Here is a 12,545-nt window from a genome sequence, read left to right on the forward strand (position 1 = left end):
AGAACGCTGCCGCAGAACGCAACCGCAGAACGCTGTCGCAGAACGCAACCGCAGAACGCTAATCGCTAATCGCGAAACGGGTTGCTGATCAACTAACTCTGGTCACTTATCGCATATAGATGTATTTCGTACAACTATATGTGATAAAATGCTGGGCAAATGAGATTTAACTGTATTTCATACATCTAAAAGCTCGCGTAGAGGGCATTTTCACTATTTTACCGGAAAATAGGTGTACAGAATGCAGTTAAAGTGTTGTCCGAGCAAAAAATACAATTATAATTGTACTAAGTGCAGCTATTTGCTCGATGAGTCGTAGTGAAGCTCTATATTATCAGTTAACAAAATAAAATTTTTAATGTTATTTTGATGTTAACACTCGCCAAATGTTCCCGAGCCGTATATCATTAATTATCAGCCTATTATTCAAGATAGGACAGTTAATCAAAAGGAAGTGTATTTTCTGATGTCAAGAAAGCTAAGAGCCGGCATAGTTGGCGGCACAGGTATGGTAGGTCAGCGGTTTATTGCCCTTCTAGAGAATCATCCTTGGTTTGAAGTAACTGCAATTGCTGCAAGCGCGAAATCTGCTGGGAAAACGTTTGAAGAATCGGCCAAGGGCAGATGGAAACTATCCACTCCAATGCCTGAGAACGTGAAGAATATTATGGTTCAAGATGCTTCTAAGGTAGAAGAAGTAGCTGCGGACGTAGACCTGATCTTTTGCGCAGTAGACATGAAAAAAGAAGAGATTAAAGCGCTCGAAGAAGCTTATGCTCGTACGGGTACTCCAGTAATCTCCAATAACTCTGCGCATCGCTGGACGCCGGACGTGCCTATGGTCATTCCTGAGATTAACCCAGAGCATCTTGGGGTTATTGCGCAGCAAAGAAAACGTCTGGGTACAGAAACAGGTTTCATTGCGGTTAAACCTAACTGCTCCATTCAAAGTTATGTGCCTGCGCTTCATGCGCTTAAAGAATTCAACCCCTCTAAAGTTGTAGTTACAACGTACCAAGCGATTTCCGGTGCAGGTAAGACTTTTGCTGACTGGCCAGAAATGCTTGACAATGTAATTCCTTACATTGGTGGTGAAGAAGAGAAGAGCGAGCAAGAGCCGTTGCGCATCTGGGGAAGCGTGCAAGAAGAAGGCATCGTAAAAAGTGAAGCGCCAACCATTACTTCGCAATGTATCCGTGTGCCTGTAGCAGATGGACATATGGCTGCTGTATTTGTTTCTTTTGAGAAAAAGCCATCCAAAGAAGAGATTTTGAACCTGTGGAAGAGTTTTAAAGGACGTCCTCAAGAGCTTGAGCTGCCTAGCGCACCTAAACAGTTCATTACTTATTTCGAAGAGGAGAACCGTCCACAGACCAAACTGGATCGCGATATTGAGAACGGTATGGGCGTGTCGACAGGCAGACTTCGCGAAGATGCCATCTATGATTACAAGTTCGTGGGCCTCTCCCACAATACCCTGCGCGGAGCAGCCGGCGGTGCTGTATTGATCGCTGAGCTTCTGAAAGCAGAAGGTTATATTCAGCCTAAATAAAATGGGTGAGCTATAAAGCGGATTCGAAATAGACACCTCATCAAAGCCTAGTCTTTGGTGGGGTGTTTTTTAATGGATTGATTTGGTGAAATAAGTCAGGGAAGGAGCTGATATACTTGTATAAATATTTATTAGCTTTTATAGGGTTACCTTTAATACTATTCACAAGCGGATGCACATCATCAACTCAAGAGGTACAAGAGTATGGATTATCTTCCATAAATGCTGAAATTCCTATTCCGGAAAATGCCAAAGAAATCGAAGTCACGACAACTTCTAGTAATCCTAATGTAAAAATAGGCGTAAAGTACGAACTCGATAATATAGGGGGAGAACAAGGTCTCTATCGACCTGACCACTACTTTAATAAATTAGAGGATGCTGGCTGGGTAGAGCTGGAGGACAAGCGGTTAGGGCATGTACAATTTTTCGAAAAAGAGGGTACTGTCATCGCCATTGAAATACATGAAGATACCTTTGATATTTATGAAATGAATAAAGATGCTAAATACTAATCAGAGTATCGTTAGACGAAGCTGAGCTATTACTTAAACAGAAAGTTTGAGAGTGTGGTAAAATAGATGAAGTGTATAAACTATACGAATTCTGAATGACTGACGGAGTGATATGATGGGTGCAAAAAGTAAAGGTGGCGGCACGGGCAGAGGTACGGGGAGTAAGGGCTGGACACGCTGGAACAAAACAGCAAAGCCAGTTAAACCTGCAAAAGGTGCTCCAACCACGGGTCCAGGCGCTAAAGATCTAAGTGGAAGCAAGGGCAATAACGTGAAAAAAAGCGGAAGCACCAAATAGCTCCCTTGAACTGGGTTATTCCTGAAGGTTAACATCTGATTTTGATCGTTAAAATCAGGTGTTTTTTTATTGGATAAATATGACTAAGCTTATGAATAGAAAGTAGGTTCATTGTGAGAATCGATAAATATATAAGCGAGACTGGCTTTTGTTCCAGAAGAGAAACGAAACGGCTAATTGCCGCTGGCCGAATCACGGTTAATGGAGTTGTCTGTGAGGCGAATAATCTTATAGAGCCAGAGGATATTGTATCCGTAGATGGAGAGCCCATAACGACTAGTAAAGGGGAGCTGGTATATCTCGCGCTGAACAAGCCAATCGGGATTACCTGTACCGCAGCCCCTGATGTGGCTGGGAATATTATAGATTTTGTAGGATATCCTTCACGAATCTTTGCAATCGGGAGATTAGATAAACACTCGGAAGGTCTCATTTTATTAACGAACGATGGAGATATCGTAAACAAAATGATGCGTTTCGAAAATGGGCATGAGAAAGAATACGTGGTTACCGTAGATAAGCCAGTGTCGCCAGAATTCTTACATGAAATGTCTAGCGGTGTAGATATACTTGGGGTCACAACGAAACCTTGCGAAGTGTACCCGATCGCTGATGATGAGTTTAGAATTATCCTAACTCAAGGCCTTAATCTGCAAATACGCAGAATGTGCAAGGAGTTAGGATATAGAGTACTTAAACTAGAACGAATAAGAATCATGAATATTACACTTGATAGTTTGGAGCGAGGACAATGGCGTCATTTGAGCGGAGAAGAGCTGAGTGAGCTTATGTTCCTCTTAAATTAACTTCTTGAACAAATCCTCTGGCGGCTAAGGTGATGTCTTCAGCGCCCGCAATAGCTGATATAACGGAGATACCGTCCGCACCCGCAGCTAGTACTGGTGCTGCATTGTGCACTGTGATTCCTCCTATGCCGACTAAAGGAACCGTAATGCCGCTGTTTCGTATTTCCTCAATGACTAATGTGCCTCGAACGGCTTGGGCATCGTCCTTGGAAGAGGTAGGATAAATAGGTCCAATCCCTAGATAATCAGCTCCATCTGCAATGGCCTGCTGGGCTTCGGCGAGCGAATGAGCGGATACACCAACGATCTTGTCCTCCCCAAGCAGCTGCCTGATTGCTAGCGTGGGGGTGTCATCTTGTCCAACATGAATGCCGTCCGCATCAAGGGCGATGGCTAGATCAATATCGTCATTAACGATAAAAGGGACTCCGTTAGCACGACATATCTTTTGAAGCCGTCTTCCTAAATTAAATCTAACCTCTGCAGTTAATGCCCCTGTACCTTTTTCACGAAATTGGAACATTGTTATGCCTCCAGCAACGGCTTCTTTTAATACCTTGGCTGGGGATTTAACGCAATTCACACTACCCATAATGAAATAGACTTTTAATAAATTACGTAGTTGATCACTGTCTATTTGCTTCAAGGTTCATCCCTCGCAATCTATTCTGATATGCAAAATGATTCGTAGGTCCATGTCCAGCCCCTATGCCCAGCTCATCTTCAATCGCCGCTTGTATAAAAGCTTTGGCGGTTTGAATGGCCTCAGCAACGGATTTGCCTTTGGCTAGCTCAGCAGTAATTGCTGCTGAATAGGTGCAGCCAGTGCCATGGGTATGTTTAGTCTGAATCCGAGTACTCTCCATATAGATAAACTCTTGACCATCATATAGAAGATCGACAACCGCTGTAGTTGAGGTATCATGCCCACCTTTTAGCACTACATAGTCAGAGCCCATGGAATGAATGATTTTAGCCGCTTCTTTACGTTCTTCGATGGTGGTGATGCTTCGGTTAGTAATCATTTCGGCCTCTGGAATATTGGGCGTCGTCACCAATGCTAAGGGCAGCAGATGGCTGATTAAGGAGTGAACAGCTTCCTGCCGGAGCAAGGTAGAGCCACCTTTGGCAACCATTACAGGATCAACTACAAGATTATGCCAGTCATATTGCTGGATCTTCTCTGCTACGATACAAATGATGTCACTGTTAAAAAGCATCCCAGTCTTCACGGCCTCAGGCTTCAAATCAATTCCAATGGAATCAAGCTGTTGCGTAATAGCTTCCAGTGTCAACGGAAATACGCCCTGAACTCCTAGTGTGTTTTGGGCTGTCACAGCTGTGAGTGCGGACATGCCATATACAGAAAGCTCTTGAAAGGTTTTTAGATCTGCCTGGATGCCAGCGCCACCACCGCTATCCGAGCCGGCTATAGTTAAAGCTTTGGATATAGTCATTCTGTTCACTCCTTAGGGTTGTTATCTGAGTTGTTTAATTTTTGATTTATCTTTGTAAGTTTCAGCTGTGAGCAAGCTCAATTGATTTAGAAACTCGATTTGAAAGTTCCCCGGACCTTGTCCAGCCGTTAGTTCAGCGGCGATTTCAGCAGCCACTCCATAGAAGGAGAGAGCTTCAACTGCTGCTTCAAGAGATGCTCCTTCACTTACCGCAAGAAATGCACCGACTACTGCACTTAGCAAACAACCGGTTCCCGTTACTTTTGTTAGAATAGGGTGACCATTGCTGGCAATGTAGGTGTTATCTCCATTTGTGATGACATCATCTTTTCCGGTGATGATAACCACACAATCTAACTTCCGCGCAGCTGTCTCAGCCAAGACGACGACATCGCCCTCACCTTCACCAGCATCCACCCCTTTGATAGACCAGCTCTCACCAATGACATTGGCAACTTCAGCCACATTGCCACGTAGAGCGGTAATTTGCATCTCATTCACAAGCTTTTGAGTGACAGCTGTTCGATAAGCAGTGGCTCCCGCACCCACTGGATCAAGAACTAAGGGAACGCCGTGCTTATTCGCAGATTGTCCCGCGAGCACCATAGATTGAATGGCGTAGTCATTCAGTGTGCCGATATTCAGAACTACGGCAGATGAAAATGCGGCGATATCTGCCACTTCTTCGTGAGCATCCGCCATAAAGGGGGAGGCTCCAAGCGCTAAAAGACCGTTGGCTGAAAAATTCGCTACCACGATATTGGTGATATTGTGGATCAAGGGATTGAATTCCCGTACTTTGGATAGATAACACATGATAATTCCTCCTCAAGTTTTATGGGCGAATAGCTAATGTTTAAAGATTAATAAAAGCATCCTCAGCTTTGATGTCAGTAGACAGTAAATCATTGTCTGATAGCCACTGTCGTACCTTCTCCCAAGACGCGGGTTCTTGATATCCAAAATCTTGGTCACCCGCATTCATTAGCGGTAGTAGAATAGCCAGACTCTTCTCTTCAATTTGCTTATCAAGTGGAGAGGTCTCATCTTCGTGTGCAAGCAGCAAATGCAACGCTTTTTCCGGATTCTCCTGCACAAATTGTTGTCCTTTAGTAATTGCATTCAGAAACTTTTTGAAATAGGACTCAGAATTTTGTATTCCTTGATCGCTGGCGACAAGTACTAGCTCGTAATAATCAGGGACTCCGTAATCCGTGGGGTTGAACGAGTTCACGGAATGCCCTTCTTTTTCCAAGATTAATTGTTCGTGGTTAATGAACCCTCCCATAATGGCATCCACTTGCCCCGTCGCAATCGCCGGAATAAGGTCAAAGCCTACGTCGATTAATTTGCTGGCCTTAGGGTCACCCCCATCGTTTTGGATCATCGTACGAATCATGGCTTCATAAAGAGGAATGGAAGAATACCCAATCTGTTTACCTGTGAGGTCTTTGGGACTATGAATGTCTCCAGTCTGAGGTACCATTAAATGATTAAGCGGATGTCTCACAATCGCAGCAATCGAACGTACTGGAATGTTCTCACTGCGTGCCATGAGCACCTGAGGCTGATAACTAAGCGCTAAATCGATTTGATTCGCTGCTACAAGTTTCAGTGCGTCATTGCTGTCTGCGGGCATTTGGATCTCTACGTCCAGACCTTCCTCTTGGAAATAACCATTCTGCTCAGCAGCATATAAAAAAGAGTGAACGGCATTGGGATACCAATCGAGCATAATCGTCAGCTTGTGCGTTTGTTTAATTTCGTTATTAGATGAATTAGCAGGAGTATTGCTTACATTGGATGCTTTTCCGCAGCTGGTGAAGATTAGGACTGAACATATGAGAAATACGGGAATAAGCCATTTTCTTTGGAAATTCAAATCATTCATTGTTTAGATCCTCTTTTCTTTAAAAATAATGGTTCGAGCAGAGCTATCATTAGAAACAACACTATACCAAGCGCGGACAACAGAAATACAGCGGCGAACATTTCGGCACTTTGCAAATTTCCGGCCATCCTTCGGCTAAAGTAACCGAGTCCTTTGCTGCCGCCGAGCCATTCGCCGATGGTCGCTCCAATCACGGAGTACACAATGGATAGCTTTAGTCCTGAGAAAAAGGAGGGCAGCGCCAGCGGGATTTGGGTTTTAACGAGCAGTTGCCAGCGGTTGGCGCCAAATGTTAACAATAAGTCTTTGTAGGCTTGACCACTTATACGAAGTCCGTCATATGTACTCACAACGACTGGAAAAAAAGCAGTTAGAAACACAACAGCCACTTTGCTCCACAGCGTATACCCGAACCACATAATAAAAATGGGGGATAGTGCGATTAACGGAATCGTCTGACTGATAATAAGGAACGGATAGATGGCCTTTTCAAGGGGACGAAACAAGTACATTCCGGTGCCCAGCAGTGCACCACAAATAACTGAGAGAACAAAGCCTACCCATATTTCCTGCAATGTCGCCAATAAATGCGGTCTGAGTAATTGCCTGTGTTCGATCAATGCGATGCCTATTGAAGAAGGTGCAGGTAGGATAAAGGCTGGAATCAAGTGAAGACGAACAGCTGACTCCCAGATCACAAGAATGAACAACAGCAGTAGAATGAAGGGAACGTAATTGTTTACATATTTTTTAAAAGGTATGGGCTGCATACAGTCTCCGCTCCAACTCTTCCCGTAACGCTATAAACCGGGGTTCATAGTTCAACTTGTAATGTCTTGGCCTCGGTAAATCAACGACAATCTCCTGGATTTCGCTATGGATTCCTCCAGACAATAAATAAATCCGATCGCTTAGTAATAGCGCTTCCTCTAGATCATGGGTGATGAGCATCACTGTTTGACCCAGCTCATCCCAAAGCTCCAATAGCCAACGGTGTATCTCACGTTTGGTCATAGCATCGAGCGCTCCAAACGGCTCATCTAGCAGCATAAGACCGGCCCCGCCACCAGCTACAAGCGTTCGTAGAAATGCGACTCGCTGTTTCATGCCACCCGACAGCTCATGGGGATATGCCCTCTCTACATCGGCTAAACCGAAACGTGAAAGCATTTCTTGAATGCGAGAGATCGTCTGTTGTTTGCTAAACGTTGGTTTAATCTCCCAGGGCAAAAGACAGTTGTCGAGCACGGTTCTCCAAGGCAACAGCAAATCCTGCTGAGGCATGTAAGCGATCTGACCTAAGCGAGTAGAGGATGACGGGTTCGAATGAATTATTATTTGCCCGTGAGTGGGTTCGAGCAAGCCTGCTATAGTTTTGAAAAACGTGCTTTTTCCGCATCCGCTAGCCCCAATGACCGAGACAAACTCTCCTCTGCTGATATCTAAGGATAGATCTGCAAATACAGGGGGGTGTTCAGATTCCGGAAAAGAGTAGGTTAAGCTTTGAATGGATAGGATTGTCGTGATGATTGAACCTCCTAAACGTTTTGTGATGGATAAACTTCTTGTATGCTTAAGTTTTGTGATTGATTGTAAACAAATAAAGACCCATTCATTTCCGAAGGGAAATAAATGGGTCAAAAAGTTCATTCTGCATAGGAACACTAAAATGCATGGGATGAAAATTCTGCTCCACTTCCCTCCGCTGGTATGATCCAGATCAGGTTCCAAGGGTCCGGAGCTTGAAGCTCCGTCTCAGTCGGCCGACTCCCCTAGTGAAATAACAGGTCCATATTTAATTTGTTTATAAATATACCATATCTTTCTGAGATGTAAAGAGAGGATCTTGTGAAGGATTATTCTAAGAATGGGTAATATAAGGGTAGAGATTTACCTAATATTACAATTCCGATGTATATAATCGGAAAAAATCATTGACGGTATACAGCGGCCAGTGTAGTATACAATTTACCGGATGAATTCCGGGTAAAGAGAGGGGAATTAATTATGAAAAAACTAAGTTTAACTATTCTATTGGCGTTAACCGTGGTGTTTGTAGCGGCCTGCGGCAATAATTCGAATACCGGTACGTCTAAGAATTCTTCAGCTGGAACGAATGCTGGAAATACAGCCACTGCACAAAACAGTCTGGAAGCTGTTCAAGCTAGCGGCAAATTGCGTATAGGAACAGAAGGGACCTATGCACCCTTTACTTATCATGACGCTTCGGGCAAACTGACCGGCTTTGATGTAGAAATTGCTGAGGAAGTAGCGAAGCGTCTCGGTGTTGAACCAGAGTTTTTTGAGACACAGTGGGACGGTATTTTTGCTGGGATGGATGCCAAGCGGTTTGATGTTATTTTTAACGAAGTATCCATTAATGAAGATCGTAAAGTGAAATATGATTTCTCCGAACCGTATATCGTATCTAAAGCGGTATTGATAGTGAGTGAAAACAATGAGGATATCAAAACCTTTGCAGATCTTAAGGGGAAAAAAGCCGGACAATCTCTGACCAGTAACCTGTCTGATATCGCCCGTGAGAACGGGGCTGAAATTGTAGCTACAGATGGCTTCAATCAAGCGATGGACCTATTGACCTCAGGCCGTATTGATGCGACTGTAAATGATGGTTTGTCTTATCTAGACCTGAAAAAGCAAAAGCCTGATGTGAAAATTAAAGTAGTAGATGAGATTCCTGACGGTTCACAAAGCGCAGCTGTTTTCTTAAAAGGCAACGAAGAGTTGGTAAAAGCAGTTAGTGATGCAATTGTTGAAATGAAGAGCGATGGCACGTACTTAAAGATTTCTGAGAAATACTTTGGTGCTGACGTTTCAAAATAATTCAAGGGTTCAGAAGCTTATCAGCTTGGAGCCAAAAAAAGGATGTCTAAAAATGGATGACCGCAAAATACAAATTTTCTTAGATTCACTGCTACCCCTGCTAAAAGCTGGGGTGGCTTTTACCATTCCATTGGCATTGATATCATTTGCACTGGGAATGATCTTAGCGATATTGACAGCACTGGCTCGTCTCTCCCCGTGGATACTTCCGAAGCTAATCGCCCGCTTTTATGTATGGGTCATTCGTGGAACCCCATTGTTAGTACAACTGTTTATTATTTTTTATGGTTTGCCGGCAGTGGGAATTGTGCTCGACCCTTTCATAGCCGCGACCATTGGATTTACGCTTAGTGTAGGGGCTTATTCATCGGAAATCATCCGTGCGGCTATTCTGTCGATACATAAAGGTCAGTGGGAAGCGGCTTTCTCCGTTGGGATGACTCGTACCCAGGCAATGCGCCGCATTATTCTGCCACAAGCTGCCCGTGTTTCTGTACCGCCGTTATCGAATTCCTTTATTAGCTTAGTCAAAGACACTTCATTGGCAGCAATCATTACCTATACAGAGATGTTTAGAACTGCGCAGCAGGTAGCTTCTACAACGTATGAGCCTCTGCTGGTGTATACGGAAGCCGGATTATTCTACTTATTGTTCTGCTCTGTGTTGTCAGCACTGCAAAACTACTTGGAAAAACGACTGAGTCGTTACTCTGCGAGCTAAAGGGGGAGACAATTATGATTGAAATACTTAATTTGCATAAATCCTTCGGTGAGCTGCAGGTATTAAAGGGCATTGATCTGGAAATGGAGCATGGCAAGGTGCTGGTCATTATTGGCCCATCGGGTTCAGGCAAAACAACGCTTTTACGCTGCTTTAATCTGCTTGAAGTCCCTGATCAAGGAAGCTTATCGCTCAGTGATATTAAAATTAATTTCACGGATAACAAGAAAATTCCCCAGAAGTCCATTTTGGCGTTACGCCAAAAAACAGGGATGGTCTTTCAGTCCTATAATCTTTTTCCGCATATGACGGCACTAGGCAATGTAATGGAGGGGCAGGTGACGGTCCAGAAGCGATCCAAGGACGAAGCACGCGAACGTGCCCTTAAGTTATTAACTAAAGTTGGCTTGGCGGACAAAGCGGATGCTTATCCGCATCAACTGTCAGGTGGTCAGCAGCAACGGGTAGCTATCGCTCGTGCCATGGCAGTAGATCCAGAGGTGCTGTTGTTCGATGAGCCAACCTCTGCGCTTGATCCTGAGTTGGTGGGGGAAGTGCTTAAGGTTATAAAACAGTTAGCGGCAGAGGGGATGACCATGGTGATAGTGACCCATGAGATGAAATTTGCTGCTGATGTGGCTGACCGGATCATTCTGATGGATGGAGGCCATATTCTAGAGCAAGGGACTCCGCAAGAAGTTCTTGAGCATCCGCAGCATCCTCGTGCGCTGCAATTTCTGAACAGAATTAGTGGAGAAGAGATATAGAAGAAGATTAAGTCGTAAAAAAGAGCAGTTCAGGAACATTCCTGGACTGCTTTTTCGTGTGTTCAATCAGATCAGTTGAATGCCGCTTATCGGTTAGGATTTCAGACCGGTCTTCAGGAATTCCAAAGCATTATAGAGCATAATCGCAGCTTCGGCGCGAGTGATTTCACTTTTCGGATTAAACTTCCCATTGGCGTCTAAACTATTGATCTTGTATTTAAGCGAACGTTGAATGCTGCCTTGGTAAGAAGGATTCAGCGCAGCATCGTCAGCGATATCTACGGGCACTATATTAATCATCGGCAGATTCCCAATGCCTTCGACCCCTTGCACTAGATAATTGGTGAACTCTTCTTTGGTTATTGTTTTGGTTGGATCAATATCCTTAGGAAGCTCGACATGATTGTAATACGCATTAATAAAAGCTTCAGCGTACCAAGCTTTATCCTTGACTTTCGTGAACAAGCCACTAGCAACGGGAGCTTTGTTGAAATCAATAGCCGCAAGACTAAGCTGGAGACCACCCGAAATGAACTGGATCCCTTGTGCTGTTGTTACTTTGGAGCTGGGCAAGAATTGGGATTCACTAACCCCTTTGATCAAGCCTTGGTTTTTTAAAGAAATAATTTTTTCTTTGCCGTTTATATTGTCAATATCCTTAAAGGTGTTTCCGGCTGCAAATATTTGGCCACCCAAAGAGCAGGAGAGAATCGTAACGGTTGTAATCGCGGCTAATGTTCTTTTTTTCATATTCATGTTTATTTCACCTCGTTGTAAGGATAGGCCTCGTGGCCGCTATCAACTCCTTTAACGCAGAAAAATATGGAAAGGTTGCGGTCAAACCTACAATATTTCACGAAAAAGTAGATTTTGGTAGAAAAATAGGCAGGAAAAGGTGAAAGAAACTTTGGATAAGAGAGCTAAAATGTTATAATGATGTCAGGCTCTATTCATTCGTGACTAATTTTGATATGATTATATCGTAACGATTACTATTTACGTTTTATATTTTGATGCATAAATGGGTGCGTCTCAGTGGATACGGATGTTAAATCATTCCGGGAAGGTAGGAAATCAAATGGATCAAATTTCAAATATCAGTCAGCTTTTTGCGGCGCAAAAATATAAATTAACGCCCCAGCGTGAGGCCATAGTGAACATATTGCTCGACAATGAGAAAGATCATCTCAGCGTAGAAGAAGTATATATGCTTGTTAAGCTCAGCTATCCGCATTTAGGGCTGGCAACGGTATACCGTACACTTGAGCTCTTATGCGAGCTTCACATTGTAGAAAAGATGAACTTCGGAGATGGAGTCGCTCGTTACGATCTGCGGGGGAATGATCATTCTCACATGCATCATCATTTGATATGCAGCGTGTGTGGCAGGTTGGAGGAAATTAAGGATGACTGGCTAGTGGAGCTGGAGAAAAGAGTGGAACGTGAATACGGCTTTAACGTCACGGATCACCGCCTTGATTTCAAAGGCACTTATGACACATGTAAACGAACAGGCTGTAAAAAAGAAAAAGCAAACAAAGCGGTTTCATAAGCCGCTTTCTAACTAAAAGGAGAAGCTGTCTCAGAAGTAGTGAATACTGCTTAGGGGGCAGCTTCTTTTTTGGAAAGTAATTAGGGAAAAACTCCGTCTAAAGTAGTGATAATTGGCCAATATGAATGGAAATGGGGAAATC

Annotated in this window: 15 protein-coding genes and 1 riboswitch; of the genes, 8 read left to right on the top strand and 7 right to left on the bottom strand. The window is 43.7% G+C overall.

Annotation, left to right across the window (positions count from 1 at the left end):
* The first annotated feature begins 466 nt into the window (after positions 1-466).
* From asd to CA598_RS15775, 4 genes are all read left to right on the top strand, one after another.
* Positions 467-1,552 (top strand): aspartate-semialdehyde dehydrogenase, encoded by a 1,086-nt coding sequence (gene asd, locus CA598_RS15760; protein ID WP_094868596.1) that lies wholly within the window; start codon positions 467-469, stop codon positions 1,550-1,552.
* Positions 1,553-1,668: 116 nt separating this feature from the next.
* Positions 1,669-2,067, top strand: coding sequence for a hypothetical protein (locus CA598_RS15765; protein ID WP_094877127.1), 399 nt, complete (start codon positions 1,669-1,671; stop codon positions 2,065-2,067).
* A 115-nt stretch (positions 2,068-2,182) separates the two neighbouring features.
* Positions 2,183-2,365: a DUF3934 family protein gene (locus CA598_RS15770; protein ID WP_094868598.1), complete on the top strand. Its 183-nt coding sequence runs from the start codon at positions 2,183-2,185 to the stop codon at positions 2,363-2,365.
* A 113-nt stretch (positions 2,366-2,478) separates the two neighbouring features.
* A complete protein-coding gene (locus CA598_RS15775) occupies positions 2,479-3,171 on the top strand; it encodes a pseudouridine synthase (protein WP_094877128.1) in 693 nt (230 codons plus the stop codon).
* On the opposite strand, the gene thiE is transcribed toward CA598_RS15775, so the two are convergent.
* Genes thiE through CA598_RS15805 form a run of 6 tightly spaced genes read right to left on the bottom strand, consistent with a single transcriptional unit; the run spans position 3,152 to position 8,160 of the window.
* Positions 3,152-3,817: a thiamine phosphate synthase gene (gene thiE, locus CA598_RS15780; protein ID WP_094877129.1), complete on the bottom strand. Its 666-nt coding sequence runs from the start codon at positions 3,815-3,817 to the stop codon at positions 3,152-3,154. The genes CA598_RS15775 and thiE overlap by 20 nt on opposite strands.
* On the bottom strand, positions 3,798-4,628 hold the full coding sequence (gene thiD / locus CA598_RS15785) for a bifunctional hydroxymethylpyrimidine kinase/phosphomethylpyrimidine kinase (protein WP_094868601.1): 831 nt from the start codon (positions 4,626-4,628) through the stop codon (positions 3,798-3,800). The genes thiE and thiD overlap by 20 nt, the downstream gene beginning before the upstream one ends.
* A gap of 21 nt (positions 4,629-4,649) precedes the next feature.
* Positions 4,650-5,444, bottom strand: coding sequence for a hydroxyethylthiazole kinase (thiM, locus tag CA598_RS15790; protein WP_094877130.1), 795 nt, complete (start codon positions 5,442-5,444; stop codon positions 4,650-4,652).
* A 40-nt stretch (positions 5,445-5,484) separates the two neighbouring features.
* Complete coding sequence (locus CA598_RS15795; protein ID WP_094877131.1) at positions 5,485-6,519, bottom strand: ABC transporter substrate-binding protein; 1,035 nt, start codon at positions 6,517-6,519, stop codon at positions 5,485-5,487.
* Entirely contained in the window at positions 6,516-7,289 is a 774-nt protein-coding gene (locus CA598_RS15800; protein WP_179283682.1) for an ABC transporter permease, read from the bottom strand. The genes CA598_RS15795 and CA598_RS15800 overlap by 4 nt, the downstream gene beginning before the upstream one ends.
* Positions 7,270-8,160, bottom strand: a complete 891-nt coding sequence (locus CA598_RS15805; protein WP_256990517.1) for an ABC transporter ATP-binding protein — start codon at positions 8,158-8,160, stop codon at positions 7,270-7,272. Before CA598_RS15805 ends, CA598_RS15800 begins: the two co-directional genes overlap by 20 nt.
* 39 nt (positions 8,161-8,199) lie before the next feature.
* Positions 8,200-8,303: riboswitch (TPP riboswitch) on the bottom strand.
* Positions 8,304-8,526: 223 nt separating this feature from the next.
* Between CA598_RS15805 and CA598_RS15810 the strand changes: the two genes are divergently transcribed.
* The 3 genes from CA598_RS15810 to CA598_RS15820 are packed head-to-tail and all read left to right on the top strand — an operon-like array spanning position 8,527 to position 10,851.
* Positions 8,527-9,363, top strand: a complete 837-nt coding sequence (locus CA598_RS15810; protein ID WP_094877132.1) for an amino acid ABC transporter substrate-binding protein — start codon at positions 8,527-8,529, stop codon at positions 9,361-9,363.
* Between the two features lie 52 nt (positions 9,364-9,415).
* A complete protein-coding gene (locus CA598_RS15815; RefSeq protein WP_094877133.1) occupies positions 9,416-10,084 on the top strand; it encodes an amino acid ABC transporter permease in 669 nt (222 codons plus the stop codon).
* Between the two features lie 14 nt (positions 10,085-10,098).
* A complete protein-coding gene (locus tag CA598_RS15820) occupies positions 10,099-10,851 on the top strand; it encodes an amino acid ABC transporter ATP-binding protein (RefSeq protein WP_094868606.1) in 753 nt (250 codons plus the stop codon).
* 93 nt (positions 10,852-10,944) lie between these two features.
* On the opposite strand, the gene CA598_RS15825 is transcribed toward CA598_RS15820, so the two are convergent.
* The gene (locus CA598_RS15825) at positions 10,945-11,607 is read right to left on the bottom strand and encodes an S-layer homology domain-containing protein (RefSeq protein ID WP_094877134.1); all 663 of its coding nucleotides are present in this window, start codon (positions 11,605-11,607) and stop codon (positions 10,945-10,947) included.
* A 322-nt stretch (positions 11,608-11,929) separates the two neighbouring features.
* Between CA598_RS15825 and CA598_RS15830 the strand changes: the two genes are divergently transcribed.
* Positions 11,930-12,403 (top strand): Fur family transcriptional regulator, encoded by a 474-nt coding sequence (locus CA598_RS15830; protein WP_094868664.1) that lies wholly within the window; start codon positions 11,930-11,932, stop codon positions 12,401-12,403.
* Positions 12,404-12,545: the final 142 nt, after the last annotated feature.

Origin of the sequence: Paenibacillus sp. VTT E-133291, assembly GCF_002264395.1 — a bacterium.
Classification (GTDB): Bacteria; Bacillota; Bacilli; order Paenibacillales; family Paenibacillaceae; genus Paenibacillus_AQ; species Paenibacillus_AQ nitricinens.

Bases quoted from the DNA above. Each gene is read 5' to 3' on its own strand.
- thiM (WP_094877130.1), bottom strand. From the start codon at position 5,444: ATGTGTTATCTATCCAAAGTACGGGAATTCAATCCCTTGATCCACAAT.
- CA598_RS15815 (WP_094877133.1), top strand. From the start codon at position 9,416: ATGGATGACCGCAAAATACAAATTTTCTTAGATTCACTGCTACCCCTG.
- asd (WP_094868596.1), top strand. From the start codon at position 467: ATGTCAAGAAAGCTAAGAGCCGGCATAGTTGGCGGCACAGGTATGGTA.
- CA598_RS15770 (WP_094868598.1), top strand. From the start codon at position 2,183: ATGGGTGCAAAAAGTAAAGGTGGCGGCACGGGCAGAGGTACGGGGAGT.
- CA598_RS15830 (WP_094868664.1), top strand. From the start codon at position 11,930: ATGGATCAAATTTCAAATATCAGTCAGCTTTTTGCGGCGCAAAAATAT.
- CA598_RS15795 (WP_094877131.1), bottom strand. From the start codon at position 6,519: ATGAATGATTTGAATTTCCAAAGAAAATGGCTTATTCCCGTATTTCTC.
- CA598_RS15820 (WP_094868606.1), top strand. From the start codon at position 10,099: ATGATTGAAATACTTAATTTGCATAAATCCTTCGGTGAGCTGCAGGTA.
- CA598_RS15825 (WP_094877134.1), bottom strand. From the start codon at position 11,607: ATGAATATGAAAAAAAGAACATTAGCCGCGATTACAACCGTTACGATT.
- CA598_RS15810 (WP_094877132.1), top strand. From the start codon at position 8,527: ATGAAAAAACTAAGTTTAACTATTCTATTGGCGTTAACCGTGGTGTTT.
- thiD (WP_094868601.1), bottom strand. From the start codon at position 4,628: ATGACTATATCCAAAGCTTTAACTATAGCCGGCTCGGATAGCGGTGGT.
- CA598_RS15800 (WP_179283682.1), bottom strand. From the start codon at position 7,289: ATGCAGCCCATACCTTTTAAAAAATATGTAAACAATTACGTTCCCTTC.